The organism is Pseudonocardia wallangbongensis, from assembly GCF_054486945.1.
On the sequence record NZ_JBRERS010000013.1, the window covers coordinates 109532 to 134358 of the forward strand.

At 73.3% G+C, this 24827-nt stretch carries 27 protein-coding genes; 8 read left to right on the forward strand and 19 right to left on the reverse strand.

Translation table 11 applies throughout. The annotated features are described in order from the left end of the window. Positions 1–7 precede the first annotated feature (7 nt). Both ACU436_RS34445 and ACU436_RS34450 read right to left on the reverse strand, forming a co-directional pair. Positions 8–1201, reverse strand: coding sequence for a YncE family protein (locus ACU436_RS34445; protein ID WP_459031249.1), 1194 nt, complete (start codon positions 1199–1201; stop codon positions 8–10). Beyond that, positions 1198–2097 (reverse strand): DMT family transporter, encoded by a 900-nt coding sequence (locus ACU436_RS34450; protein ID WP_459031250.1) that lies wholly within the window; start codon positions 2095–2097, stop codon positions 1198–1200. The genes ACU436_RS34445 and ACU436_RS34450 overlap by 4 nt, the downstream gene beginning before the upstream one ends. Positions 2098–2202: 105 nt before the next feature. On the opposite strand from ACU436_RS34450, the gene ACU436_RS34455 reads away from it, so the two are divergent. Next, positions 2203–2499 (forward strand): hypothetical protein, encoded by a 297-nt coding sequence (locus ACU436_RS34455; protein WP_459031251.1) that lies wholly within the window; start codon positions 2203–2205, stop codon positions 2497–2499. 57 nt (positions 2500–2556) lie between these two features. Continuing rightward, the gene (locus ACU436_RS34460) at positions 2557–3657 is read left to right on the forward strand and encodes an LLM class flavin-dependent oxidoreductase (RefSeq protein ID WP_459031252.1); all 1101 of its coding nucleotides are present in this window, start codon (positions 2557–2559) and stop codon (positions 3655–3657) included. Between the two features lie 200 nt (positions 3658–3857). On the opposite strand, the gene ACU436_RS34465 is transcribed toward ACU436_RS34460, so the two are convergent. The 7 genes from ACU436_RS34465 to ACU436_RS34495 form a co-directional block, all read right to left on the reverse strand. Beyond that, positions 3858–4619, reverse strand: a complete 762-nt coding sequence (locus tag ACU436_RS34465) for an alpha/beta hydrolase family protein (protein WP_459031253.1) — start codon at positions 4617–4619, stop codon at positions 3858–3860. Positions 4620–4806: 187 nt separating this feature from the next. Continuing rightward, complete coding sequence (locus ACU436_RS34470) at positions 4807–6060, reverse strand: Nramp family divalent metal transporter (protein ID WP_459031254.1); 1254 nt, start codon at positions 6058–6060, stop codon at positions 4807–4809. Positions 6061–6106: 46 nt separating this feature from the next. Continuing rightward, positions 6107–6748: a nucleoside/nucleotide kinase family protein gene (locus ACU436_RS34475; RefSeq protein WP_459031255.1), complete on the reverse strand. Its 642-nt coding sequence runs from the start codon at positions 6746–6748 to the stop codon at positions 6107–6109. Next, complete coding sequence (locus ACU436_RS34480; protein ID WP_459031256.1) at positions 6745–7611, reverse strand: sugar phosphate isomerase/epimerase family protein; 867 nt, start codon at positions 7609–7611, stop codon at positions 6745–6747. Before ACU436_RS34480 ends, ACU436_RS34475 begins: the two co-directional genes overlap by 4 nt. 15 nt (positions 7612–7626) lie before the next feature. Further along, positions 7627–8358 (reverse strand): ATP-binding cassette domain-containing protein, encoded by a 732-nt coding sequence (locus ACU436_RS34485; protein ID WP_459031257.1) that lies wholly within the window; start codon positions 8356–8358, stop codon positions 7627–7629. Continuing rightward, entirely contained in the window at positions 8355–9320 is a 966-nt protein-coding gene (locus ACU436_RS34490) for an ABC transporter permease (RefSeq protein WP_459031258.1), read from the reverse strand. Before ACU436_RS34490 ends, ACU436_RS34485 begins: the two co-directional genes overlap by 4 nt. Continuing rightward, positions 9317–10327, reverse strand: a complete 1011-nt coding sequence (locus tag ACU436_RS34495; RefSeq protein WP_459031259.1) for a substrate-binding domain-containing protein — start codon at positions 10325–10327, stop codon at positions 9317–9319. The genes ACU436_RS34490 and ACU436_RS34495 overlap by 4 nt, the downstream gene beginning before the upstream one ends. Positions 10328–10441: 114 nt before the next feature. Between ACU436_RS34495 and ACU436_RS34500 the strand changes: the two genes are divergently transcribed. The 4 genes from ACU436_RS34500 to ACU436_RS34515 all read left to right on the forward strand — a co-directional run bounded on the left by ACU436_RS34500 (position 10442) and on the right by ACU436_RS34515 (position 13202). Then, positions 10442–11617 carry an ROK family protein gene (locus ACU436_RS34500; protein WP_459031260.1) on the forward strand — a complete coding sequence of 392 codons (1176 nt, stop codon included), beginning with the start codon at positions 10442–10444 and terminating at the stop codon, positions 11615–11617. Between the two features lie 138 nt (positions 11618–11755). Beyond that, a complete protein-coding gene (locus tag ACU436_RS34505) occupies positions 11756–12211 on the forward strand; it encodes a DUF6325 family protein (protein ID WP_459031261.1) in 456 nt (151 codons plus the stop codon). Positions 12212–12241: 30 nt separating this feature from the next. After that, on the forward strand, positions 12242–12517 hold the full coding sequence (locus ACU436_RS34510; RefSeq protein WP_459031262.1) for an SHOCT domain-containing protein: 276 nt from the start codon (positions 12242–12244) through the stop codon (positions 12515–12517). 16 nt (positions 12518–12533) lie between these two features. Then, a complete protein-coding gene (locus tag ACU436_RS34515) occupies positions 12534–13202 on the forward strand; it encodes a GAP family protein (RefSeq protein WP_459031263.1) in 669 nt (222 codons plus the stop codon). Between the two features lie 10 nt (positions 13203–13212). Here the strand turns inward: ACU436_RS34515 and ACU436_RS34520 are convergent, their stop codons facing one another. Genes ACU436_RS34520 through ACU436_RS34540 form a run of 5 tightly spaced genes read right to left on the reverse strand, consistent with a single transcriptional unit; the run spans position 13213 to position 17488 of the window. After that, positions 13213–14625: a glutamate decarboxylase gene (locus tag ACU436_RS34520; protein ID WP_459031264.1), complete on the reverse strand. Its 1413-nt coding sequence runs from the start codon at positions 14623–14625 to the stop codon at positions 13213–13215. Between the two features lie 41 nt (positions 14626–14666). Then, the gene (locus ACU436_RS34525) at positions 14667–15395 is read right to left on the reverse strand and encodes an SDR family NAD(P)-dependent oxidoreductase (protein ID WP_459031265.1); all 729 of its coding nucleotides are present in this window, start codon (positions 15393–15395) and stop codon (positions 14667–14669) included. After that, the gene (locus tag ACU436_RS34530) at positions 15395–15754 is read right to left on the reverse strand and encodes a hypothetical protein (RefSeq protein ID WP_459031266.1); all 360 of its coding nucleotides are present in this window, start codon (positions 15752–15754) and stop codon (positions 15395–15397) included. The genes ACU436_RS34525 and ACU436_RS34530 overlap by 1 nt, the downstream gene beginning before the upstream one ends. Next, positions 15751–16947: an acyl-CoA dehydrogenase family protein gene (locus ACU436_RS34535; RefSeq protein ID WP_459031267.1), complete on the reverse strand. Its 1197-nt coding sequence runs from the start codon at positions 16945–16947 to the stop codon at positions 15751–15753. The genes ACU436_RS34530 and ACU436_RS34535 overlap by 4 nt, the downstream gene beginning before the upstream one ends. A gap of 7 nt (positions 16948–16954) precedes the next feature. Next, positions 16955–17488: a flavin reductase family protein gene (locus tag ACU436_RS34540; RefSeq protein WP_459031268.1), complete on the reverse strand. Its 534-nt coding sequence runs from the start codon at positions 17486–17488 to the stop codon at positions 16955–16957. Between the two features lie 88 nt (positions 17489–17576). Between ACU436_RS34540 and ACU436_RS34545 the strand changes: the two genes are divergently transcribed. Further along, positions 17577–18521, forward strand: a complete 945-nt coding sequence (locus ACU436_RS34545) for a LysR substrate-binding domain-containing protein (protein ID WP_459031269.1) — start codon at positions 17577–17579, stop codon at positions 18519–18521. 58 nt (positions 18522–18579) lie between these two features. On the opposite strand, the gene ACU436_RS34550 is transcribed toward ACU436_RS34545, so the two are convergent. Genes ACU436_RS34550 through ACU436_RS34560 form a run of 3 tightly spaced genes read right to left on the reverse strand, consistent with a single transcriptional unit; the run spans position 18580 to position 20977 of the window. Continuing rightward, positions 18580–19350: a DUF899 family protein gene (locus ACU436_RS34550; RefSeq protein WP_459031270.1), complete on the reverse strand. Its 771-nt coding sequence runs from the start codon at positions 19348–19350 to the stop codon at positions 18580–18582. Then, positions 19347–20645 (reverse strand): RNA polymerase sigma factor, encoded by a 1299-nt coding sequence (locus ACU436_RS34555; RefSeq protein ID WP_459031271.1) that lies wholly within the window; start codon positions 20643–20645, stop codon positions 19347–19349. The genes ACU436_RS34550 and ACU436_RS34555 overlap by 4 nt, the downstream gene beginning before the upstream one ends. Then, positions 20642–20977 (reverse strand): YciI family protein, encoded by a 336-nt coding sequence (locus ACU436_RS34560; RefSeq protein ID WP_459031272.1) that lies wholly within the window; start codon positions 20975–20977, stop codon positions 20642–20644. Before ACU436_RS34560 ends, ACU436_RS34555 begins: the two co-directional genes overlap by 4 nt. Positions 20978–21005: 28 nt before the next feature. Here ACU436_RS34560 and ACU436_RS34565 point away from each other — a divergent pair, with 28 nt between their 5' ends. Further along, on the forward strand, positions 21006–22259 hold the full coding sequence (locus ACU436_RS34565; protein WP_459031273.1) for an FAD-dependent oxidoreductase: 1254 nt from the start codon (positions 21006–21008) through the stop codon (positions 22257–22259). Between the two features lie 8 nt (positions 22260–22267). Here the strand turns inward: ACU436_RS34565 and ACU436_RS34570 are convergent, their stop codons facing one another. Together ACU436_RS34570 and ACU436_RS34575 are read right to left on the reverse strand one after the other, a co-directional pair. Further along, complete coding sequence (locus ACU436_RS34570) at positions 22268–23332, reverse strand: cyclase family protein (protein ID WP_459031274.1); 1065 nt, start codon at positions 23330–23332, stop codon at positions 22268–22270. 66 nt (positions 23333–23398) lie between these two features. Further along, on the reverse strand, positions 23399–24772 hold the full coding sequence (locus ACU436_RS34575; RefSeq protein WP_459031275.1) for a rhodanese-like domain-containing protein: 1374 nt from the start codon (positions 24770–24772) through the stop codon (positions 23399–23401). Positions 24773–24827: the final 55 nt, after the last annotated feature.

Consider the following 24827-nt stretch of genomic DNA (forward strand, 5'->3'; position numbering starts at 1 on the left):
GGGACCGCTACCGGGTGATGCCGGTGTGGCCCAGGGAGTACCGCCCGGGCTGCGGCCAGACGCAGAGCCCGTGCGGGCCGTTCCCGACGGCGATCTTCTGGATGAGGTGCCCGTCGGCCGTCGAGAGCACGTAGACGGACCGGTCGTAGCGCCCGGAGAGCCACAGCTGGGAGCCGTCGGCGGTCACGTTGCCCATGTCGGGGCTCCCGCCACCGGGGATCTGCCACTTCGTGATCGGTGCGCCGGTGTACGCGTCGAGCACGCTCACGGAGCCCTCGTGGCGGTTGGTGACGAAGAGCCTCGCGGCGTCGCGGGAGAGGTAGAGCCCGTGGGCGCCGTGTCCGGTCGGGATCTCCCGGACGACCGTCGTGGCGGCCCCGTCGAGGACCCACAGCCCGTTCTGCTCGGCGTCGGCGATGTAGAAGACCGAGCCGTCGGGCGCGAGCTTGATGTCCTGCGGGCCCATGGACGTGTTGCGGCGCGGCATGTCGATCATCCGCAGCAGCGTCCGGCCCGCGACGTCCACGACGGCGACGCGGCCGGCGAACTCGCAGGTGAACACGGCGGTGCGCCCGTCCGGGCTGAACTCGGCGTGGTCGATCCCGGCACAGTCCGGGGTGCGCAGCTCGCCGAGCTGCGTCCAGGTGCGCGGGTCGTAGAAGACGAGCCGACGGAGCCGCTCGGCGACCGAGATCGCGACCGTGCCGTCGGGGGTGAAGTACATGTTGTACGGATCGAGCACCCTGATCGCGGCGCCGGGCGTCCCCGTGGTGGGGTCGAACGGGACGATCCTGTTCCCGGTGTCGTCGGTGGCGTAGAGCGTGGTCATGTCCCAGGACGGGACGACGTGCTGCAGCTCGCCGCCGAGGTGGTGGGTCCCGACCGTCGCAAAGGTGGCCGGGTCGATCACTCGGACCTCGCCGGACTTCGTGTGCGGCACGTAGACCAGCGGTTTCGCTGTCTTCGCGGCGGCGGAGAGCATGCCGGCGCCCGCGTTCGCGTAGACGTTGTGCGGGTCGGTCACCGGCGGCATGCCCGGCAGGGAGTCCGGGTCCGCGACCGTCGTGACCACCGGGGGTGCCGTGACCACCGGGGGCGGACCGGCCGGCGCGGCGTCCGCGCCGCACGCGCTGAGGGCGGTGCCCAACGACATGATCACGAGCAGGGTGCGTGCGAGCCGTCGTCGGACGACGACGGTCACGTCGCGGCCCCGCCGGCGGGCGCCGCGAGCGGTTCCCCCGGGGGCCCGGCGGGCGCGGCGCCCGGCGGTGCGGCCGCGGGCCGCGCGGACAGCAGCCCGACCCCGATGGAGGTGGCCAGTGCGCCGGCCACCCCGATGGCCAGGGTGATCGGGGTGGTGCCGAACGACTCGCCGATGACGAGCATGCCCATCGCGCCCGCGGTGAACGGGTCGAGCAGCGTGAGCACCGCGAGCGGTGCCCCCAGCCCACCGTCGCGGTAGGCGTGCTGGGCGAGCACCGTGCCGAGGCAGACCACCACGACGCCGACCGCGATCCGCGGCACCTCGAGGTGGCCGAGCCAGATGGTCTTCGCCGTGGCCGAGGTGAAGCCGAAGCACACGGCGGCGGCGGCCGCGTAGGCGATGCCCGCGACGTGCGAGCGGCTCCGGGCGCCGAGCACCAGGGCGGTGACCAGCGCCAGCGCCACGACCACCGCCAGGACCGCCGCGACCTGCCAGTACCCCGCGGCGTTGCCGCTCTGCTCCCCGGCATCGTGCGGGACCGCGGCCAGCACCGCGGGCAACCCGGCGATGACGCACGCGGCCCCGGCCCACGACCGGGCCGCAACGCGCCGCCGACCCAGCCGCGAACCGATCACCAGCGCGATGACCAGGGTCGACACCCCGATCGGCTGCACGACGACCAGCGGTCCTGCGCCGACCGCGGCGAGGTGGAGCAGGGCCCCGACGCCCGTCGCGGCGAGAGCGGCCCACCAGCCGCGGCGGCGGGCCAGGCGGGCGACGAGCGCCAACCCGCCTGCCTGTTGCCGGGACGCCTCCCGCTCCTGCAGCACCGCCGACAGCGCGTAGCAGACCGCCGAGGCCAGCGCGAGCGCCACGGCGAGCTGCGGGTACATGGCTCTACCGTACGAGGCGACCGGTCGGCACCTGCGCTCGCCGCGCCTTCAGGCCGTAACACCGTGCGGTCCGCGGACGCAGAGGCTCATGTGGTCCCCAACTTCGTGGTTCAGCCGTACCCGCTGTTCGCAATCGTCGTCGTGGCCGGGCGCCTCGAGCCGTACGTCGGACGGGTCGTCGGGTGGGAGCGGGTCGAGGACGATCCCGCGGGCGTCATCGGTCCGGTCGTCACCCTGGGCGCGCGGACGTTCGTGCCGGGCGTCGCGGACCACGTCGCGTACGCGGACTCCCGCGAGGAGGCCGAGCGGCGCGCCTTCGTGTTCGCCGCGCCGGCCCGGCAGGAGGACGAGCTGCGGGTGGACGGCCCGCTTCCCCAGCAGCGCGTCCCGGGCGAGCGCTGACGGCCCCGCCACCGTGCGATCATGCCGCCGGCGGCCCGACGACCCTGGAGCGTGACGATGCCGAGGACCATCACCGACGGGAAGGAGTTCAAGCTCGGGCTGTTCTCCGCGAACTGCTCGTCGGGGCTCGCGGTGACCCGCGTCCCGGAGCGCTGGTCGGGCAGCTGGGAGGACAACCTGCGGCTCGCGCGCCTCGCCGACGAGGTGGGCATCGACTTCCTGCTGCCGATCGCGCGGTGGATCGGCTACGGCGGGGACACCAACTTCCACGAGGGCGTGCTCGACCCGGTGGCGTCGGCGGCGGCCCTGCTCGCGCACACGCGGCGGATCACCGTGTTCTCGACGGTCCACACCGCGTTCAACCACCCGGTGGTCACGGCGAAGCAGCTCGCCACGATCGACCAGATCGGGCAGGGGCGGGCCGGCGTCAATATCGTGGCCGGCTGGAACGAGCCGGAGTACCGGGCGTTCGGCGTCGAGCTGCCCAGCGACCACGACGACCGCTACGCGCTGGCCCAGGAGTGGTGGGAGGTCATCCGCAGGATCTGGACCGAGCCCGGGTCGTTCGACCACGACGGCCGGTTCTTCACCCTCCACGGCGTCGAGGGCATGCCGAAGCCGTACGCCGGGCCGCTGCCCGTGCTGAACGCGGGCTCGTCGGGCCAGGGCCGCGGGTTCGCCGCCCGCAACGCCGACTTCGCGTTCACGATCGTCGCAGGCCCGGAGGACGGTGCCGAGATCGTGCGGGGGATCCGGAAGCGCGCCGACGAGGACTACGGCCGGTCGGTGGGCGTGTTCACGCTCGGGCACGTGGTGTGCCGGCCCACCCGGCGCGAGGCGGAGGAGTACCTGCGCTACTACGCCGACGAGAACGCCGACTGGGCCGCGGTGGACAACCTCATGCGGCTGCAGGGCCTGCACGCCCAGTCGTTCACCCCGGAGATGCTCGCGACCTTCCGGGCCCGGTTCGCGGCCGGTCACGGCAGCTGCCCCCTGGTCGGCACGCCCGACGACGTCGCCGCCGAGATCGAGCGGTTCCACCGCGCCGGCTTCGGCGGGATGACGCTGTCCTTCGTCGACTACGTCGGCGAGCTGGAGTACTTCGCCCAGGAGGTGCTGCCGCGGCTGGAGGCGAGGGGCGTGCGGCTCCCGGGCTAGCGACCCTGCCGGTTCGAGCCGCGTGATTGTGCCTCGCTTCGGCGCCCTCCGCAGGGCGGTTGCGAACATCTGATCAGCAGGAGCAGGGCGGCAGCTGCGCGAGCGTCGGCTCGGATGGCGGGTGTGATCGACGGAAACGGGACATGGGCTGCACCAGTGCAGCTGATGTCCCGATCCGACCGATCACGGGCCGGCGCACCTCACGCCGCTGTACTCGCCCGGCCGAGGTGCCGGGCGAGGAACCGGACCCCGCTGTCGGCCTCGAACCTCGGCAGCTCCTTGTGCCGGCCGGTGTTGACGTGCAGGGACTTCTCCTTCGATGCGAAGGCGTCGAACAGTGCGAGACCGGCTCGGCGGTCGATGTGCTCGTCGTCCCACTGCATGTCGAACTCGATCGGGATCGTGATCCGGCTCGCCGGCTCGGCCAGGGCGTCGGGCCAGTGGAGGCCGAAGACGGCCGCGGTGATCCTGGGTTCGACCGCCACCAGCGGCACGCCGATCGCGGTGCCCATGTTGAGGCCCCAGTAGCCGACCGGGCCGCCGTCACCGATCTCCGGCAGCTCCTGGAGGGCGCCGAGGGTCGCCCGCCATTCCGGTACGGCGCGCTCCGCGAGGTGGGCGTTGTAGCGGACGACGATCGGGCCTTCCGGGTCGCCCGCCTCCCTCGCCCGGAACATCGCGGCGATCTCCCGCTCGTCGTGCTCCGTGCGGGGGCGGCCGCCGTGCCCGGGCGCGTCGATGGTCGCGACGTGGAAACCGCAGCCGGTCACGAGGAGGTGGGCGCGTCCGGTCATCGCCGGTGCCTTCCGGTGCGTGCCGCCGCCGTGGCCCATCAGCACGAGGGGCGCGCGGCCGGCGCCGGACGCGGGTGACCAGAGGGCGCCGGTGACCTCGCCCAGGGTGAAGTCGCGCTCGACGATGCCGTCGGACGAGGTCTCGCCGGCGAGATGAAGAGAGCTCATGGTTGTCGCCTTTCGGGAGTGCCTGGTCTTCGAGGCGCTCCCGGCGACACCTACGTCGTTCGCCCGGCCGTGACGACGAGGGGGAGCACCCACATCGATCCAACGTTCATGGGTCTCACCTCCTCACCTGGTGTCACGGCCGCAGGCACGGTATCAGCGGGGTCCCGGCCCGTCGCGCCCTTTCCGCTCACCCGCCGGGGGCGCCCCCGGCCAGCACCTGGACCAGGAGGAACGCGTTCAGGCCGATGATCACCGCGGCGATCACGCTCGCGCCGATCGTGGTGGTGCGGCGGTTGACCAGGTCGCCCATGACGTCGCGGCGCCGGGTGAGCAGGACCAGCGGGACCAGCGCGAACGGGATCCCGAACGAGAGCACGACCTGGGACAGCACCAGCGCCCGGGTCGGGTCGACGCCGATCGCGAGCACCGCGAGCGCCGGCGCCAGCGTGAGGGCGCGCCGCAGCAGGAGCGGGATGCGGCGCTGCAGGTAGCCCTGGAGCACGACCTGCCCGGCGAGGGTGCCCACGCCGGAGGAGGCGAAGCCGGACGCCAGCAACGCCAGCGCGAACGCGAGGGCCGCGACGCCGTCCACCGCGGCCAGCCCGCTGTGCACACCGGCCAGGGTGTCGGCCTCGGTGCCGGTGTCGTGGAACAGCGCGGCGGCGATCAGCAGCATGGACAGGTTCACGAGCCCGGCGAGCCCCATGGCGAGGGCTACGTCGATGCGCTGGTAGCGCAGCAGCCGCCGCGTCGACGTCGCCGGCAGGCGGGTGCGGTCCTGGGTCAGCGCCGAGTGCAGGTAGATGACGTGCGGCATCACGGTGGCGCCGAGGATGCCGGTGGCGAGCAGCACGCTGTCGGTGCCGGCGAACCCGGGCACCAGGCCCGAGACGGCGGCCGGGGTGTCGACGTCCACCCGGCCCAGGTTGACGAAGAACCCGATGACGATCACCGCGAACAACCCGCCGATGGCCAGCTCGAAGCGGCGGTAGCCGCGGGTGTGCAGGCCGAGCAGCACGAACGCCACCAGGCCCGTGATGAGCCCGCCCTGGAAGAGCGGGATCCCGAACAGCAGGTTGAGCGCGATGGCGCCGCCGATCACCTCGGCCAGGTCGGTGGCCATCGCCACGAGCTCGGCCTGCGCCCACAGGCCCCACACGACGGGCCGGCGGAACTCCTGCCGCGAGACCTCGCACAGGTTCCGGCCTGTGGCCAGGCCCAGCTTGGCCGACAGCGACTGGATCACCATCGCCATGAGGTTGGCGGTGACGATCACCCAGACCAGGAGGTAGCCGTACGCCGAGCCCGCGGAGAAGTTCGTGGCGAAGTTGCCCGGGTCGACGTAGGCGATCGCCGCCACGAAGGCCGGGCCGAGGAGCAGCAGGCGACCGCGCAGCCCGCCCAGAGGGGGCTCTTCCCGGAGGGCGGTGTTAGCCGACACGAACAGGCACGTTAGACGAGGCTTACGACATGCGATAGCCCCGGCGTCATGACGGGCCGAGCGCCTCCAGCACTGGAGCGGGAACGACCAGGTCGGCGCGGCTGCGCGTGGACTCCACCAGCTTCGCGTTCGGCTCGTCCACCGCGGCCACCCAGGCCCGGGCGTGGTCCGGCGCCTTGCCGAACGCGACGTGCCGGGCGACGAGCTGGGCGAGGCGGGTCTCCGGGTCCGGGTCGCAGAACCAGACCTCGTCCAGCCGCGCCGCCACCTCGGGCCACCGGCCCGACTCCACGAGCAGGTAGTTGCCCTCGGTGAGGACGAGCCGGGCCGCGCGGGGCACGGCGATCGCACCGGCCAGGGGCTGCTCCAGGTCCCGCTCGAACGCCGGCGCGTAGACCACGTCCTCGGCGTCGGCGCGGAGCCTGCGCAGCAGCGCGATGTAGCCGCCGACGTCGAACGTGTCGGGCGCGCCCTTCGCGTCGAGGCGTCCGAGCGCGCGCAGGGCGACGTCGGCGAGGTGGAACCCGTCCATCGGCACGTGCGCCACCCGCTCGGGGGGAAGCTCGCGCAGGAGCGCCTCGACGAGCGTCGACTTGCCGGCGCCCGGGCTGCCGGTGATCCCGAGGACCGCCCGGCCCGGGCCGGCCGCGAGCGCGGCCGCCCGGGTGACGAGGTCGGACAGGGTCACCGCGGACGCGCGGCCGCGAGCCGGCCCGCGATGTAGGTGCGGGCGTGGGCCGCGAGGTCGGCGCCGTCGGACCACAGGTTCCGCCAGACGGCCAGGTCGCTCGACAGCCCGGGCGACACGACCGCCGACGAGAACGACTCGAACGTGATCGGGCCCTGGTAGCCCACGTCGGCCAGTGCGTGGAAGAACGCGCCGAAGTCCAGGTGCCCGGAGCCGAGGTAGCCCCGGTGGTTCTCGCCGATGTGCACGTAGCCGAGCCGCGAGCCCACCTCGTACACCGGGCGGACGAGGTCGTCCTCCTCGATGTTCATGTGGTACGTGTCCAGGTGGATCAGCACGTTGTCGGCGCCGATGTCGTCGGCCAGGCGCAGCGCGTCGTGCGCCGTGTTGATCACATTGGTCTCGTAGCGGTTGCAGATCTCCAGCCCGAGCGTCATGCCGTGCCCCGCGGCCTCGGCGGCCAGCTCGCGCAGCACCCGCACCACGTTGGCCCGCCCGCCGTCCGACAGGGGGGCGGAGTACTTGCCGAGCGCGCTGAAGAGCGCGCCGGTGAGGATCGTGGCGCCGAGCTCCCGCGTGGTGGTCAACGAGTCGGCGAGCAGCTGCGCGCCGCGGTCGACGACGGCGGGGTCGGTGCTGGAGACGTCCGCGTCGAACGCGAGCCCGCGCGAGCACGCCACCCCGATTCCCGCGGCCTCCAGGTCGGCCCGGGCAGCGGCGGTGTCCAGGTGCTTCGCGTCGTGGAGCGAGAGCTCCAGCAGGTCGTAGCCGGCGGCCGCCGTCTTGCCCACCGCCTCGCGCACCGCGGCGGGGCCGGTGTCGCCCACCCACACGAGGGCGTGGACGCCGATCGGGTTGGTCACGTTGGATCCCTTCGTTCAGCCTGCGAGCGCGCCGGTGACCAGCGAGACGATCTCCTCGCCGGTGGTCTCGGCGGTGCGCCTGCCGCCGACGCAGCGACCGGAGCGCATCACCCAGACCTGGTCGGACAGGCGCAGCACCTGTTGGAAATCATGGCTGATCAGCAGGACGGCGCGCCCGCGGTCGCGCAGGCCGCGGATGAGGTGCTCGACGCGCTCGGTCTCCTGCACGCCCAGCGCCGCGGTGGGCTCGTCCATGATCACGAGCCGGGAGTCGAACCCGGCGGCCCGGCAGATCGCGACGGCCTGGCGCTGCCCGCCCGACAGCCGCCGCACCCGCGAACCGACCGCCGGGACGTTGACGGCCAGCTCCGAGACCATCTCCTGCGCCCGCCGCCGCATCGCGGCACGGTCGAGGAACGGCCCGCGCGTCAGCTCGCGGTTGAGGAACAGGTTCTGCCAGACCGTGAGGTCCTCGACCAGCGCGAGGTTCTGGTGCACGGTCTCGATGCCGGCGTGCCGGGCGTCCTCGGCGGAGCGGAACGCGACCGGCTCGCCGTCGAGCAGGATCCGGCCGCTGTCGGGTCGGTGCACACCCGACATGCAGCGCACGAGGGTCGACTTGCCGGCCCCGTTGTCGCCGACCAGTGCGGTGATCTCGCCCGGCGCCACCGAGAGGGTGACCTCGCGCAGCGCGGTGACGCTGCCGAACGACAGGGACAGGTCCTCGACGGCCAGGAGCGCGCTCATCGCCGCCACCTCGTCAGGAACGCCGCCGCCACGACGACCACGCCGACGGCGAGCGGCTGGTAGAAGGGCGAGACGCCGAGCATCGTCAGGCCGTTCGCGAGCACGGTGAGCAGCAGCGCACCGAGCACCGGGCCGGCAATGCCGCCTCGGCCGCCCGCGAGGCTGACCCCGCCGAGCACCACCGCGGCCACCGAGTTGAGCAGGAACGACGTGTTCGACGCCGGCTCGGCCGCACCGACGCGCGACACCAGCAGGATCGCCGCGATGCCGGCGAGCAGCCCGCTCGCCGCATACACGAGGACCTTGATCCGGGCCACGCTGATGCCGGTGGCGACGGCGGCCTCGGGGTTGCCGCCCGCGGCCAGCACGTGCGTGCCGACCCGGGTGCGGAAGAGCACGACGTGCGCGACGGCGGCGAGCACCGCCGCCACGAGCACCGACCAGCCGATCGGCCCGATCCCGCCCGCCGAGAGCCGGAGCAGCCCGGCGTCGATCACGGTGACGGGCTTGCCGTCGGCGATGACCAGCGCGGCGCCGGACGCCGCGGAGAGCGCGCCGAGCGTGACGACGAAGTCCGTGATGCGGCCGTGGCCGATGAGGACCCCGCTCACGACCCCGACCGCCGTGCCGCCGACGAGCGCGACGACGCAGCACAGCGGCAGACCCCACCCGTGGGCGAAGCCGAACCCGAACAGCACGGCGGCGAACGTCATCGTCGAGGCGACCGAGAGGTCGATGCCGCCGGTGGCGACGACGAAGGCCTGCCCGATCGACAGCACGACGAGGATGGCCGAGGCCAGGAGCATCGAACGGATGTTGCCGATGGCCAGGAACCCCGGGTCGAGCAGCTGGAACACGACCAGCAGCACCACCAGGCCCACCGCGGCGGCGCGGTCGGCCCACCGGCCGGGGTCGCGCCATACCGCCGTGATCGGCGGCTTCGCGGTGGCGGTGCTCGTCACTTCGCGGTGAACGGGTTGTCGTAGGGCGCGGGCGGCTTCGGGGCCGACTCGATCGCCTGCTGCGCGTTGTCCTTCGTGACGACCTGGACCGGGGCGTCGACCTTCGCCGGCAGCGTCGCGCCGCTCGCGGCGGCGGTGCAGGCGTCGACGCCCATCTGCCCGATCACGTACGGGTACTGCGCCACGGTGGCGGCGAGCTCGCCGTTGGCCACGGCGGTGAGGGCGTCCGGGTTGCCGTCGACGCTGATCACCGCGATCTGGCCGGTCCTGCCGGCGTTCGCGACGGCCCGCGTGATGCCGAGGCCCATGTCGTCGTTGGCGGCGAAGAAGCCCTTCACGTCCGGGTGGGCGGAGAGGATCGTGGTGGCCTGGGTGAGCGCCTCCTGGCGCTCCCAGTTGGCGGCCACCTCCTGCAGCACGGTGACGCCGTTCGTCAGGCCGGCCTCGAACCCCTCGATGCGGGCGCCGCTGGTGACGTCGCCCGGGATGCCGCCGATGACGGCCACCGGTCCGCCGCCGGGCAGGGCCTTCCCCATCTGCTCCGCGGCGAGCTTCCCGGCGGCCACGTTGTCGGTGCCGATGTAGGTGGCGAGCTGCACGCCTGCGGCCTGGGCCGCGGCCGGGTCGACCGGGCTGTCGATGTTGACCACCGTCTTGCCCGCCGCCGCGAGCTGGGCGAGGCCCTGCACGAGGTTCGTGCCGGAGATCGGGTTGACGATGTAGCAGCCGAAGTCCTGCCCGGCGAGCCCGGTGAGCTTGTCGGCCTGGCCGGTGGTGTCGGTGATCGACGTCGCCGCCTGGACGGTGGACTGCACGCCCGCCGCGGCGCTCTCGTCGGTGATGCCCTCCTCCATGGCCTGGAAGAACGGGTTGTCCAGGCCCTTGATCACCGCGGCGACCGTGGCCGGGGCCGCGCCCCCGCTGTCGCCGCCCCCGCAGGCCGTGAGCGCCATGGCGACGCCCGCCGCCAGCGCCGTGGCGATGAGAGCACGCCTCCGGATCTGCATGACCGTTCCTCCGCCCAGCCGGACCGACGTACGCATGACACCCCTACTTCTAACTTCTGTCAAGCAAAAATCTCGCTCTTTCTGTCTGGTCGATGTCCTATTAGCCTGAGGCCCGTGCAGTCGGTGGGTGAGGTGCTCGCGCTGTTCCGCAGCGCCGGGCCGCAGACCAGGGCCGACGTGATGCACCGCACCGGGCTCTCCCGGTCCACCGTGAACCAGCGGCTCGACGCGCTGCTCGCCCACGGTTTCGTCGTGCCGGCGGGGGAGCACCGTGAGGAGGCACCGGGGCGAGGCCGGCCCGCGGGCACCTTCGCGTTCCACTCCGGACGCGGCGTGCTGCTCGTCGCGGACGTCGGCGCCACCGGCCTGCGGGCAGCCCTGTGCGACCTCGCGGGTGCGGTGGCGCTGGAGCGGACGAGGACGATCGACGTCGCCGAGGGCCCGCAGGCCGTCCTCGAGGTGGTCGACGGGTTCTTCCGCGACATGCTCGACGAGGCGGGGCGCGGCGCCGACGCGGTGCACGGCATCGGGCTGGACGTGCCGGGCCCCGTCGACTTCGCGGCCGGCCTCGTCGTCAGCCCCCCGATCATGACCGGCTGGGACCGGTTCGACATCCGCGGCTGGTTCGCGCCGCGCTATCCGTGCCACGTGATGGTCGACAAGGACGTCAACGCGATGGCGTTCGGCGAGCACCGCGCCGTGCACCCCGACGCGGAGACGCTGCTCATGCTCAAGGTGGGCACCGGGATCGGCTCGGGCATCATCGCGGGCGGCCGCGTCTACCGCGGCGCCGACGGGGCCGCGGGCGACATCGGGCACGTGCAGCTCGCCGTCCCCGGCACCGCGTCCCCGCCGATGTGCCGCTGCGGCAACGTCGGCTGTCTCGAGGCGTACGCGGGCGGGTGGGCGCTGGTCCGCGACCTGCGCGAGACCGGGCACGACGTCGCGAGCGTCGACGGCGCGCTGGCGCTGGCCGCCTCCGGCAACCCGGACGCCGCGCGCTTCCTGCGCCGCGCGGGCCGGTTACTCGGAGGTGCGGTGGCCGAGGCGGTCAGCCTGCTCAACCCGCGGGTCATCGTGCTCGGCGGGCAGGTCGCCGCCGGAGCGGGCGACCCGCTGCTCGCCGGCATCCGCGAGCACGTCTACCGGCGGTCCCTCCCGCTCGCCACCGCCCGGCTGCAGATCGTGCCGAGCCGGCTGGGCACCGGCGCCGGGTTGGTGGGCAGCGCGCTGCTGCTGGCCGACCTGGTGCTCGCCCCGGAGCGGATCAGCGAACTGCTCTCGCGCTGACGCCCCCGGCTCGCGGAGCGACCGAGCGGCCCGCCCGCTCGGCAGGAGACCGCCGCTGGTTCATCCGCAGGAGGTGAGGCCACGGGGGAGCGCAGGGTTGAGCATCCGAGGCGAGAAGTGCCGGACCGAGGAGGCGGGATGGGCGACGAGCTGGACGTGATGGGGCCGGTCGACTACGTCGTCGTCGAGTTCCCGGATGCGCGGATTCCGGGGGATGTGCTGCAACGCATCCTCGACCTGGTCGACCGGGGCACCTTGCGCATCCTCGACCTCGCCTTCATCCGCAAGGAGACCGACGGGTCGGTCACCGCTCTCGGCGTCGCCGATCTCGACGGCGACGGCGAGCTCGACCTACTGGTGCTGGAGGGCGCGACGTCGGGGGTCGTGGCTCGGGACGATCTGGACGATGCCGCCGGTGCGATCGAGCCGGGCAGCGCTGCATTGATCGTGCTGTACGAGAACCTGTGGGCGATCCCGTTCGCGACCGCGGCCCGCCGGGTAGGAGCCGAGCTGGTGGCGAGTGGCCGCATCCCCGTCGGGGCCCTGCTCGACGCGCTCGACGCGGTCGAGGGCGTCGAGCCCGCCAACTCCTGAGATGCCCCGACACCCGAGAGGACGATCACCATGCCTGGTCTGCTTCGTGGAATCGCCCGCACGGCGGTCGTCGCCGGAACGGCCACGGCGGTGTCCAACCGCGTGTCGCGGCGGCAGGCCGGCCGGTGGGCCCGCAAGGACCAGCAGCAGTACACCGCGCAGGAACCCGCCGAGCGCGAGCCGGCAGCCGCCGGGGGGATGGACGAGCAGCTGAAGCAGCTGAAGCAGCTGGGCGAGCTGAAGAGCCAGGGTGTGCTCACCGAGGCCGAGTTCCAGCAGCAGAAGGACCGGATCCTGAACTCCTGAACGCGGTTCGGGCGACATGAGCACGGAGGCTCTCGTACTCGCCCTGACCGCCGTTGTCCGTCCGACGAGCACGGCCGCCGTGGTCGCGATTCTGTCGACGGAGCGCCCGCGGCACCTCCTGGTGGCGTACCTCGCGGCGGGGCTCGCGTTCAGCCTCGCGATCGGGACGCTCGTCGTCGTGACCTTCGGCGGGCTGCACTCGACGCGTGCGGCGTCGGCGGTCCACCCGCTGTTCGACCTCGTGCTCGGCGTGTGCTCGCTGGGCTGCGCCGCATGTGCATGGGCCGGATGGCTGCCCCGGCACCGCGCCGCGGCACCCGAGCGGAACGGTTGGCTGCGGCGCAGGTTGGTGGATCCCACACCGTTCGGTGCCGCGGTGGCCGGCGTGCTCACGCACCTTCCGGGCCTGGTCTACCTGGCCGCGCTCAACGCGATCGTCGCCACCAAGCCGGGTGTCGTGAACGGGCTGTTCCAGGTGGCGATCTACAACGCCATCTGGTTCAGCCTCGCGATCATCGCGCTGTTGCTGTCGGTCTACCGGCCGGAGGTGTCGCGGGAGCTCCTCGAACAGGGCCTCGCCTGGCTCCGGCGGCACCTGCGGGTGATCGTCATCGGCTTCTTCGGAACGCTGGGTGGCTACCTGGTCGTGTCGGCTGTGCTGGCGCTCGCCCGGATCCCGTCGTGACGATCGGGGGTCAGGTCTTGCGGTGCGCGGAGGCGTGGTCGAAGCCCGCCGCGTCCGCACCCCTGGCGGGGCCGGGCTGCCGCTGCAGCCGGGGGAGCAGTCGGGTGATGTCCTCCAGCAGGAGGTCGGCCATCTCGCGGCCGGTGCCGTTGCGCACCACGACGCGCAGGGCGGCGAGGTCCTCCCGGTTGGCGGGGAACGTGTACGCGGGCACCTGCCAGCCGCGCTCCCGCAGCCCGGCCGAGACGTCGAAGACGCTGAAGTTCGTGACGTCGTCGTGCAGCGTGCACGCGAACACGGGGAGCTCGTCGCCGCGGGTGAGCAGCCGGAACGGGCCCAGCTCCGCGAGGCGGTCCGCGGTGTAGCTGGCGACGTCCCGGCACTCCTGTTGGACCTGGCGGAACCCTTCCCGCCCCAGCCGCAGGAACGTGTAGTACTGCGCCACCACCTGCCCGCCGGGCCGGGAGAAGTTCAGGGCGAGGGTCGGCATCTCCCCACCGAGGTAGTTGACCTTGAAGACCAGCTCGTCCGGCAGCGCGTCGGCGTCGCGCCACAGCACCCAGCCGACGCCCGGGTAGACGAGCCCGTACTTGTGCCCCGACGTGTTGATCGACGCCACGCGCGGCAGCCGGAAGTCCCACGGCAGGTCGGGGTCGAGGAACGGCGCGACCATGCCGCCGGACGCCCCGTCGACGTGCACCGGGACGTCGAGGCCGGTGCGGGCCTGGAGGCCGTCCAGCCCGGCCGCGATCTCGGCAACCGGTTCGTAGCTGCCGTCGAACGTGGAGCCGAGCACCGCGACGACCCCGATGGTGTTCTCGTCGCACAGGCCGACGGCCTGCTCGGCGTCGAGGTGGAACCGCTCGCCCTCCATCGGGGCGAGCCGCGGCTCCACCTCGAAGTAGTTGCAGAACTTGTCCCAGCAGACCTGGACGTTGATCCCCATGACGAGGTTGGGCCGGGCGGTGTCGGCGCCCGCGGCCCGGCGCCGCTGCTGCCAGCGCCGCTTGAGCGCGAGCCCGGCGAACATCGCCGCCTCGCTCGACCCGATCGTCGAGCAGCCGACGGCCTGTGAGTCGCTCGTCGGCGCGTTCCACAAGGCGGCGAGCATGTTCACGCAGCGTGTCTCTAGCTCTGCGGTCTGCGGGTACTCGTCCTTGTCGATCATGTTCTTGTCGAAGCACTCGGCCATCAGCCGGTCGGCCTCGGGCTCCATCCACGTCGTCACGAACGTCGCCAGGTTGAGGCGCGCGTTCCCGTCGAGCATGAGGTGGTCGTGGACGACCTGGTAGGCGGTCGCCGGGTCCATCGGCCCGTCGGGGAGCCGGTGCCTCGGCACCGCGGCGACCTCCCCGGAACGCGCGAACATCGGGTTGACCGAGACCGCTGCATCGACTCCGCGAGCCGTGTGGTGCTTCGCCATCGTGTCATCGTGCCCCGCTCCGCCGGTCGGGCGTGTCACCTCTACCGCATGAACACACCGCCGTTGACGTCGAAGGTGGCGCCGGTGATGAACCCCGTGTCCTCGCCGCAGAGGTAGCCGACCAGCCCGGCCACCTCCTCGGCCCGGCCGAAGCGGCCCACGGGGATCGCCGCCTCGGCGGCGCGCAGCCGGTCGGGGTCCATCCCGTCCATCGCCGGGGTCCGTGTCGCCGCCGGGGCGATGGCGTTCACCGTGACGCCGGACGCGGCCAGCTCCTTCGCGAAGATCTTCGTCAGCACGAGGATCCCCGCCTTGGACGAGGCGTAGTGCGCGCCCGCGACGAGGCCGCCCTGCTGGCCGGCCAGCGACGCCATGTTCACGATGCGGCCGAAGCCGCGCTCGCGCATCGGGGGCGCCAGCTCGCGGGTCAGCAGGAAGACGCTGCGGAGGTTGGTCGCCAGCACGTCGTCCCACTCGTCGAGCTCGATCTCCCAGATCGGCCTCGGCACCGTGCGGGCGGCGTTGTTCACCAGGATCTCGGGAGTGCCGAACCGCTCCCGGACGGCGTCGAGGGCCGCGCGGACCGCAGCGGGATCTCTTACGTCGGCCGCGAAGGCGGCGGCCCCCGGCCCGATCCGCTCGGCCGTGCCGGCCGCCAACTGCGCGTCGATGTCGAGGAGCGCGACCCGGTGCCCCCGCGAGTGCAGGTCCGCCGCCACGGCGGCGCCGATGCCCTGCCCGGCGCCGGTGACGACGGCGGTCCGCTCCATCACGCGTTGCCGAAGAACAGCTGCCGACCCACGCGCGCCTGGACGGTGAAGTAGTGCCAGAGCTGGTGGTCGCCGACGGGGTGGTCCCGGATGATCCCGCAGATCCGGCCGACGGTCGCGTAGTCCGGGACGTCGGCCAGGATGTAGCAGGTCCACGGGAACCCCGTCGACGGGCCGACCATGGACTCGTCGTCGTCCATCGTGCCCAGCACGCGCACGCCGAAGCGGCCGCCCAGGTCGTCGAACGCGCGCCGGGACTCGTCGAACACGGCCTTGCGCTCGTCGGCTCCCGCCGCGAAGAACGCGTCCCGCACGCCGATGCAGAACAGGGTGCGCAGGTACTCGGCGTCGTCGGTCATCCTCGGTCTCCCTCTGTGGTCGGGGCGAGCGCGACGCCCACCGACGTCGCGCCGATGAGCTCGCGCGCGGCGTGGTTGGCGAACGGCATGAACGGGCCGGCCTGAGCATCCCGCCACATGCGCTCGAAGGGCAGCTTGCGGACGTAGGAGGCGCCGCCGACGACCTCGACCAGCGTGGTGAGCGCCTCGACCGCGTTGTTGGTGCACACGTACTTCACGAAGGCGCACCGCGCAAGGCCCTCCTGCACACCGAGCCGCTCGCGCAGCAGGCCCGACCCGACCTCCTCGGCATGCCGGTACAGCACCGCGCGGGACTGCTCGACCAGGATCTCCACCTTCGCGACGGTGTCCATGATCAGCGGCTGCGCGGCCGTCCCGCGGCGGACCACCTGGCGCTTGGCCCACTCCAGCGCACCGACCGCGATCCCGTTGTAGACGGCGCCGAACGCGGGCATCGCCCAGGCGAACACGGTCTCCAACACGCGGGCGTCGAGGTGGCCGACGGGGAGCGTGTGCACGACGTTCTCGGAGGGGACGAACAGGTCCGTGAACTCGACGTCGTTGCTCTGCGTCGCGCGCATCCCCAGCATGTCCCAGTTCTGGTGGATGGTGACGGCCGGGTCGGACAGGTCGGCCCGCAGGAGCAGCAGGAGCGGCCCGCGCTCGGGGTCCTCGTAGCGGGCGGTGGTGGAGCAGTGCGTGGCGACCGAGGTGTTGGTGCCGAAGTTCTTGCGCCCGTTGACGAGGAACCCGCCCTCGACGGCCGTCGCGGTCGTGCGGGCGTCGGTCATGAGGTTCGGGCTGCCGATCTCGCTGGTCACGGCCGCCCACACCAGCTCGTCCCGGGCGGCCGCGCGCAGGAAACCCTCGAGCCGGGGGTCCCGCGTGCGCCGCCAGACCGCCGACCACTGCCCCAGCGGCGAGATGTGCATGTTCACGGCGAGCGCGGTCGCCGCGTCGCCCTGTGCCAGGCGCTCGATCGCCGGGATCGCCTCGGCCTGCGTCGCACCGAGCCCGCCGAGCTCCTCGGGGAGCGTGAGCCGCAGGAAGCCGGCGGCCCGCATGTCCTCGTAGTTCTCGAACGGGAAGGTGTTGTCCCGGTCGTGCTCGTCGGCGCGTTCGGCGAACGTGTCGGCCAGCTTGGCGGCGAGGTCGACGAACTCCTGCTGACGCTCGGTCAGGCACTGCTGCATGCGCTGCTCAGCTCCTCGGTTCGGGAAGGTGCCGGCCGTAGCCGCGGTCGCGGTAGGTCAGGCCCTCCACCGCGGAGGAGGTGGCGGCCACGACGCGCCCCACGCACACGACGTGCGTCCCGACGACGAACGTGTGGCCGAGCACGCAGTCGAAGGCGGCGGGGACGTCGGTGCGGATCGGGGAGCCGGTTCGCGCCGGGCGCCAGGCGTCGTCGAACACGTACCGCTCACCGACCGCGCCCTGCCCGGCGAACACGTCGGACACGGCTCGGTGCGCCGGGCCGAGCACGTTGACCGCGAAGCACCCGTTGGCCAGCACCGCCTCCGCGGCCGCGGTTGCCCGGTACAGGCAGACCAGCAGAGCGGGTGGGTCCGCCGTCACCGATGTCGCCGCGCTGACCGTCTGGCCGAAGCGCCCCGCCGCGCCGTCGGTGGTGACGACGCTGACCGCTGCTGCGGTCCGGGCCATCGCGGCGACGTAGGCCTGGCGGAGGGCGGGGTCGTACCCGTCGGGTAGGTCTACGCGCGACATCGTCGGCATGCGTCGAGTGTGGTGAGACCTGGGACACAACCTCAAACGGGACTTCTCGCTACTCTGCATCGATCCGCTCGATGCAGGGAGGTCAGCGGTGTCCTCTCGGCCCGGGTTCACGCTGGTGCAGCTGCAGTACTTCGTGGAGGCCGCCGAGACCGGGAACATCACGGTGGCCGCCGGGCGGCTGCACGCGTCGCAGTCCACGCTGTCCTCGGCGATCCAGCAGCTCGAGCACGAGCTCGGGTGCCAGCTGTTGGTGCGGCACCAGGCCCGCGGGGTCGGCCTCACGGCCAACGGTCGCGAGCTGCTCGCCCGGGCGCGTGACCTCCTGGACCGGGCCGCCGAGCTCGGCGAGGTCGGGCGGGCCCTGCAGGACCAACCGGCCGGGACGCTGCACGCGGGGCTGTTCGTGACGCTCGCGCCGTTCTACCTGCCCGAGGTGCTGACCCGCCTGCAGCGCAGCCATCCCCGGATCGAGCTCGAGGTGCTGGAGACCGACCAGACGGGCCTGCACGCGGCGGTCCGTTCCGGGCAGTGCGAGGTCGCCCTGACCTACGGGCTCGACATCGGCGAGGACATGACGTTCCGGGCGCTCGTCGAGGTCCGCCCGTACGCGCTGGTCTCCGCCCGGCACCCCCTGGCAGGCCGGGAGGTCGCGACGCTGTGCGAGCTCGCGCAGCGGCCGATGGTGATGCTGGACCTGCCCGAGACCAGCCGCTTCATGCTGGGCATGCTCAAGCGGGCCGGCGCCCGACCCCAGCGGATCCTGCGCACCACCAACTTCGAGACCATGCGCGGGCTCGTGGCGGCCGGCGACGGGTTCGCGATCCTCAACCAGCGCCCGCAGATCGTCTCGCCCCGCCCCGGCGCCGCCTTCGCCGTCACGATCGCCGACGCCGAGCCGGTCAGCATCGGGATCATGCAGCGGCGTGGAACCCCGGTGCACCGACGCATGACCGCCTTCACCGACGCGTGCCGCGCCGCCGCCCGGACGATCACCGGGCAACGACCCAGCCCAGAGAGCACTATGGATCCATAGTGCTGTTTTGGACGCCCCGAAACAGCAGTAAGGATCCATAGTGTGCCAAGGCGGACCGTCAGGGGTGGCAGCAACCCGACCCCGGCTCCCGTTCGTCCTGGAGCGGTACGCCCAGGTCGTCGGGGCGGCCGGCCTCGACCCGCGACCACTGGGCGATCGGGCGCCCGTTCGTGCGGAACGGCCCGGTGGGCTCGTCCCACTGCTGCGGCCAGCCACGCGGCGAGTCCTCCCACGGCTCCTGGCGTCCGTACACGGTGAGGTCCAGGAGCCGGTAGTTGATGTCCACGGCCTCCACGCCACGGCCGGTCGTCCAGTAGGTCTCGAAGACGCGGTCGCCGTCCCGCAGGTAGCACACGAGGTGCATCGAACCGATGTGGCGTCCGGGGAGGAGCGCGTCGAGGGAGTCCCGTGCCGAGTACCACGGCAGGTCCCAGCCCATGAAGTCGCGGTAGCGGCTGCTCTCCTCGTACGGTCCCTGGCAGAGGACCGCGTACGTGACGTCGCGGGAACGCAGGTAGGACAGCTCCGCGAGCTGCGTGTTGTTCCACGTGCAGCCCTCGCACTGCTCCGGCGCGGGGCGGCCGGGGTACCACATGAAGTAGTAGGCCATGAGCTGCGTCCGGCCCTCGAAGACGTCCCGCAGGGGGACCGGGCCCGACGCGCCGACGACGGGGATCGAAGGATCGACCTCCACCATCGGGAGCCGGCGGCGCGCGGCGGCGATCGCGTCACCTCCGCGGGTGTGCGCCTTCTCCCGGATCCGCAGCTCCTCGACGGCGGCCTGCCAGGTGGCGCGGTCGACGACGTCGGGTGTGGGTGAGTTGGTCATGGGTCCGTCCCTTCTCCATCGGTGGTCCGTCGCCCCACCGACGAAGGGGGATGCCCGGCTTCGACATCGACCCGCAACGAGTTCAGCCGGCCTTCGAGGTAGCGGCGCTCGGCCTCGGTCGGGGCCAGGGCCAGGGCATCGGTGTAGGCGGCCCGGGCCTCGTCCGGCCGGCCGGCGCGGCGCAGCAGGTCGGCGCGGGTCGCGGGCAGCAGGTGGTAGCCCGCGAGCCGGCCCGATGCATCCAGCGCGTCGACGAGGCGCAGCCCGGCCGGGACGCCGTCGGCCATCGCGACGGCGACCGACCGGTTGAGCTCCACCACCGGGGACGGCGCGAGCCGCGCGAGCTCGCCGTAGAGGGCCGCGATCTGTCGCCAGTCGGTGTCGGCGGCGGTCGGCGCGGTGGCGTGGCAGGCGGCGATCGCGGCCTGCACCTGGTACGGCCCGGCCCGCCGCGCCGCCAGCGCCTCGTCGAGCACCGCCACGCCTTCGCCGATCGACGCGCGGTCCCAGCGGGACCGGTCCTGCTCCTCCAGCGGCACCAGCACGCCGTCGGCGGTCCGGGTCGCGCGGCGGGCCTCGTGCAGCAGCATCAGCGCGAGCAACCCGGCCGGTTCCGGCTCGTGCGGCAGCAGGCCGGCCAGGACCCGGGCGAGCCGGATCGCCTCGGCGGCCAGGGCCCGGCCGGCGCCGTCCTCGTCGTAGCCCTGGTTGAAGATCAGGTAGAGCACCGCGAGGACGGCCGCGAGCCGCTGCGGGAGGAGCTCGGCGGGCGGCACCCGGTACGGGATGCCGGCCTCGCGGATCTTGCGCTTGGCCCGGGAGAGGCGCTGCCCCATCGACGGCTCGGCCGTCAGGAACGCCCGGGCGATCTCCGCCGTGCTCATGCCGGCCAGCGTCCGCAGCGTGAGCGCGACGCGGGCCGGGAACGGCAGCGCCGGATGGCAGCACGTGAAGATCAGTCGCAGCCGCTCGTCCGGGATCTCGTCCGCGGGACGCTCGTCGTCCGGGTCGCGCGCCAGCACGGCGACCTGCCGCAGCTTGGCCGCGCCGGCGGCGTCGCGGCGCAGCCGGTCGGTGGCGCGGTTGCGGGCCGTCGTGGTGAGCCAGGCGCCGGGACGGCGCGGGATGCCGTCCCGCGGCCAGGTCGTCAGGGCGCCCGCGAACGCCTCCTGCGCGCAGTCCTCGGCGAGGTCCCAGTCCCCGGTGACCCCGATCAGGGTCGCGACCACCTGGCCCCACTCGTCCCGGTAGGCCGCCTCGACCGCGGTCCGGACCTCGCCGTCGGGCGTGCTCACTCCCAGACCGGGCGGATCTCGATCCCGCCGCGGCGCGCGTACGGGTGCCCCTCGGCGATCGCGATGGCGTCGTCCAGGTCCGGGCAGTCGATGATCACGACGCCGCCGACGAAGTCCTTCGTCTCGGCGAACGGCCCGTCCGAGACGAGCGTCTCGCCGTCCCTGACCCGGACGGTCGTGGCGTCCACCACCGGGCGCAGCCGCTGCCCGGAGAGCATGGCGCCGCGCCGCTGCAGGTCCTCCCACCAGGCCTGGTGCACCGGATCGGCCCGGAGCTCCTCGTTGGTGGGCGAGCCCCGCTCGTCGTCGCAGATCAGCAGCACGTACTTCATGCGGGCGAGTGTGGGCTATGAAGTCTCCATGACAAATGGCGAGCACTTCGACGTCGTCGTGGTCGGGGGTGGTGCCGCCGGGGTCGCGGCCGCCGTCGGCGCGCGCCGGGCCGGGGCCCGGGTGCGGCTGGTGGAGCGCTACCCGTTCCTCGGCGGGGCGGCCACCAACAGCTCGGTGCTGACGTTCTGCGGGTTCTTCGACCAGCACCGCGACCAGGTGGTCGCGGGGGTCGGCGACGAGGTGCTGCAGCGGCTGCAGCGGCGGGACGTGTACCGCGAGATGAGCTTCGCCTGGACCGGGAACCACTTCGTGCTCCTCGACCTGGAGACGACGAAGGTCGTGTACGACGAGCTGGTCACCGACGAGGGCATCGACGTCCGGCTGCACAGCACGCTGTCCGACGCGGTGCGCGACGAGCACGGCCGGGTCGCGGAGGTCGAGGTGCACGGGCGCGGCGGGAAGGAACGGCTCACGGCGGCCGCGTTCGTCGACGGGAGCGGCGACGGGGCGCTGCTCGCCGCGGCCGGTGCCGGCGTCCGGGTGGCTCCCGTCGACGAGCGGCAGACCAGCACGCTTGTCTGCCGGTTCGGCGGTGTCGCCGAGGACGGTGACCTGAGCCGGGAGGGCATGCGCGAAGCCGTGGCGGCGCACGCACGTGAGACCGGGGTGCCGCTGGCGCGCGACCAGGGGATCACCGTCCGCCTGCCGGTCACCGGGCAGATCCTCTCGCTGGTCGTCGACGAGCAGCTCGACGCCCTCGACGCCGCCGCGTTCACGCGGGACGAGATGAGCGCCCGCCGGCAGGCGTGGCGCTACCTGGAGGCCTTCCGCAAGCACCTGGCGGGCTGGGAGCGCGCGTACCTCGTGGAGACCGGCCCGCAGATCGGGATCCGGGAGAGCCGGCACCTGCGCGGCCGCGACGAGCTCACCCGCGAGGACGTGCTGCGCGGCCGCAAGCGCCCCGAGGAGTCGATCGGGCGCTGCGGCTGGCCGATCGAGGACCACGTCGCCCCCGGCGTCACCCGCTACCAGCCGATCGACGACAAGGGCTGGTACGACATCCCCTACGGCGCGATCAGGTCGGCCGACACGGACAACCTGTGGGCCGCGGGCCGCCTGACGGCCGCGGACCGGGACGCGTTCGCGTCGGTGCGCGTGATGGGTGCGGCGTTCGCCACCGGCCACGCGGCGGGCGTCGCCGCGGCCCAGTACGCCGCCGGCCGCCCGCACGACCTCCCCGCGATCCGGGCGGAGCTTCTCCGCCAGGGCGCGCTCGTCTGACGTTCGGATCAGACCGTCGCGATCGGGGTCACCGGCGACCCGACCGCGCCGGGCAGGCGCAGCGGGGGAGCGGTGAGCAGGAAACGGGACCGGCCGGCCGCCCGGAGGTGGGCGGCGAGGTCGGACACCCACCAGAGCTCGCCGAGGTGCACGCCGAGCCGGAACAGGCACAGGTTGTGCAGCGGCAGCGCCGGTTCGTCGTGCAGCTCGCGGGCGGGTGGGAACCCCTCGACCGCGTAGTTGTCGGCGGCGATCGCGGCGACACCGCTGTCGCGGATCCAGTCCTGCAGGTCGCGGTCGGCCCCGTCGAGCACGGCGCAGACGTCGACCGAGTCCGGGTCGGGGCGTCCGTGCTGCGCGGCGAGCAGCCGGGTGAACCCGGTGTGCAGGACCAGGATGTCGCCGGGTTCGACGACGATCCCGTCGGCGTCGAGCACCCGCGTGAGCGCCGCGTGCCCCACGACGGTGCGTTCGGTGCCGAGGTGGGCCTCGAGATCGACGAGAACGGCCCGGCCCTGGACGCCGTGGTGCGCCATGTGGCTGATGTCCACGGGACCGGCGTTCGAGGTCGACGCCGTGCCCTCGGTGATGCCGTCCAGGTCGTCGAGGCTCCGGGTGCCGGCCCGGTCGACCCGGTCCGGGCCCACCACGTCGGTGCCCGCGCGCCAGCCGTTGTAGTAGACGCGTTCGGGCATGCCGTCGCCGTCGGCGTCGAAGTGGGAGCCGGCGTGCCCGAGGGCGTCCCATTGCGTCGAGTACTGGGTGTGGAGCACGACGAGCTCGTCGCACATCACGTCGCTGGCGCCGGGGACGGCGACGGACAGGTCGCAGTTGAAGCCGACGGCGCCGGACCGCAGCGCCGGCCGGAGGACGGGCGGGAGCCGGTTCGGGTTGAGCACCGCGCCGCCGGGCAGGTTCAGCGGGAGCGACAGGCAGAAGGTGACCCCGTCGTGCACCTCGGCGACGCCCTTGCGGACCTGCTCGGGTCCGATCAGGTTGAGCCGTCCTAGGTGGTCGTCGGGGCCGAAGTCGCCCCAGGTCGAACCCTCCGGCCGGTTGCGCCAGCGCGACATCGCGCCACCTCCCGCTCAGTACGTGATCTGGTGGATCTCGATCACGCTACCGAGTGGGCGCCGTCCTCACGGCTCGCGCTGCAACCTCTCCCCGGTGGCCTCGGCCCACTCGCCGGGCCCGCCGGTCACGACGGCGAGGTCGCGGTGCCCGGCCCGCTCGAGCACGCTCGCCGCGCCCATCGCCCGGTCCCCGTGCGCGCACATCAGCACCGTCGGCTCCACCGGGAGGTCACGGGCGGCCCGCTGGAGCGATCCGAGCTCGATGTGGACGGCGCCGGGCAGGTGGCCCGCGGCGAACTCGGCGTCCTGCCGGACGTCGAGCACGCGGCCCCGCCCGCCGATCTCCCCGGGCCCGATCCTGGGGGTCGTGGAGGTGGGGTACCCGGCGGCGACCCAGGCGTCGATCCCCCTGGCGAGCTCGCCGGCGAGCCGGTCGACGCCGATGTTCAGGGCCTGCCAGACCAGGTCGGCGGCGTCCTGGTCGGGGTTCCGGACGACCACGACGGAAGCGTCGGACGGGACGAGCCAGCCCAGCCAGGTGGCGAACTGCGGCCGCAGCGGGATCGACAGCGTCCCCGGCACGTGGATGCGCGAGTAGTCGCGCGCCGGCCGGGCGTCGACCACGACCGCCCCGCTGTCGCCCAGGTCCCGCACCGCCGACGCCGGGAGCTGCGCGAGCGCCCCCGCGGCCGCGGGGTCGAGCACGGCGGGCCCGCGCCGGTTGACCCCGGCCAGGCGCAGGAAGTACTGCGGGTGGCTGCCCAGCGAGCCGAGCAGCCGTTCGACGAACCGGTCCTCGTCCTCGATGCCCAGGAGCGGGTTCGTGGCCAGCTCCCGGCCGATCGTCGACGTCCGGTCCGCACCGGGCGGCGCGGAGCAGAACGACCCCGCCCCGTGGGTCGGCCACACCGCCGTCCCGGCGGGCAGCACGGACAGCCGCCGCAGCGACGCGAACTGGGCGCGCGCGAGCTCCTCGGCGCGCCCGGGCCCGAGCAGATCGGTGCGCGCCGCGGAGCCCACGATGAGCGACCCGCCCGTGAACACCCCGACCGGACGGTCCGCGTCGCAGAGCAGGTACGACAGGTGCTCGTCGGTGTGCCCGGGCGTGGCCAGCGCCATCACGGTCAGCCCGCCCAGGTCGACCTCGTCACCGTCGCCGAGGCCGCGGTGGTCGAAGGCGCGCCGCCCGGCGGCCGACGCCAGGATCGTCGCGCCGTCGTCGTGGGCGAGTTGCCGTGCGGCGGAGAGGAAGTCCGCGTGCAGGTGGGTGTCGGCGGCGAACCGGATCCGCAGGCCCGCCTTCCCCGCGGCCGTCCGCACGGCCCGCAGGTCGCGCGGCGGGTCGACCACGAGTGCCGACCCGTCCCCGAGATCGACCACGTAGCAGGAGTTGCCGAGGCCTTCGTCCACGACGGCCGTCAACGAGACGTTGCTGCTCATGCGACCCCTCCCAGCGAACTCGTACGCTATTGCGGGGGCACCACCGTCCGCGACC

Bases quoted from the DNA above. Each gene is read 5' to 3' on its own strand.
- ACU436_RS34450 (WP_459031250.1), bottom strand. From the start codon at position 2,097: ATGTACCCGCAGCTCGCCGTGGCGCTCGCGCTGGCCTCGGCGGTCTGC.
- ACU436_RS34460 (WP_459031252.1), top strand. From the start codon at position 2,557: ATGCCGAGGACCATCACCGACGGGAAGGAGTTCAAGCTCGGGCTGTTC.
- ACU436_RS34465 (WP_459031253.1), bottom strand. From the start codon at position 4,619: ATGAGCTCTCTTCATCTCGCCGGCGAGACCTCGTCCGACGGCATCGTC.
- ACU436_RS34485 (WP_459031257.1), bottom strand. From the start codon at position 8,358: ATGAGCGCGCTCCTGGCCGTCGAGGACCTGTCCCTGTCGTTCGGCAGC.
- ACU436_RS34495 (WP_459031259.1), bottom strand. From the start codon at position 10,327: ATGCAGATCCGGAGGCGTGCTCTCATCGCCACGGCGCTGGCGGCGGGC.
- ACU436_RS34505 (WP_459031261.1), top strand. From the start codon at position 11,756: ATGGGCGACGAGCTGGACGTGATGGGGCCGGTCGACTACGTCGTCGTC.
- ACU436_RS34510 (WP_459031262.1), top strand. From the start codon at position 12,242: ATGCCTGGTCTGCTTCGTGGAATCGCCCGCACGGCGGTCGTCGCCGGA.
- ACU436_RS34515 (WP_459031263.1), top strand. From the start codon at position 12,534: ATGAGCACGGAGGCTCTCGTACTCGCCCTGACCGCCGTTGTCCGTCCG.
- ACU436_RS34520 (WP_459031264.1), bottom strand. From the start codon at position 14,625: ATGGCGAAGCACCACACGGCTCGCGGAGTCGATGCAGCGGTCTCGGTC.
- ACU436_RS34525 (WP_459031265.1), bottom strand. From the start codon at position 15,395: ATGGAGCGGACCGCCGTCGTCACCGGCGCCGGGCAGGGCATCGGCGCC.
- ACU436_RS34530 (WP_459031266.1), bottom strand. From the start codon at position 15,754: ATGACCGACGACGCCGAGTACCTGCGCACCCTGTTCTGCATCGGCGTG.
- ACU436_RS34535 (WP_459031267.1), bottom strand. From the start codon at position 16,947: ATGCAGCAGTGCCTGACCGAGCGTCAGCAGGAGTTCGTCGACCTCGCC.
- ACU436_RS34540 (WP_459031268.1), bottom strand. From the start codon at position 17,488: ATGCCGACGATGTCGCGCGTAGACCTACCCGACGGGTACGACCCCGCC.
- ACU436_RS34550 (WP_459031270.1), bottom strand. From the start codon at position 19,350: ATGACCAACTCACCCACACCCGACGTCGTCGACCGCGCCACCTGGCAG.
- ACU436_RS34560 (WP_459031272.1), bottom strand. From the start codon at position 20,977: ATGAAGTACGTGCTGCTGATCTGCGACGACGAGCGGGGCTCGCCCACC.
- ACU436_RS34565 (WP_459031273.1), top strand. From the start codon at position 21,006: ATGACAAATGGCGAGCACTTCGACGTCGTCGTGGTCGGGGGTGGTGCC.
- ACU436_RS34570 (WP_459031274.1), bottom strand. From the start codon at position 23,332: ATGTCGCGCTGGCGCAACCGGCCGGAGGGTTCGACCTGGGGCGACTTC.
- ACU436_RS34575 (WP_459031275.1), bottom strand. From the start codon at position 24,772: ATGAGCAGCAACGTCTCGTTGACGGCCGTCGTGGACGAAGGCCTCGGC.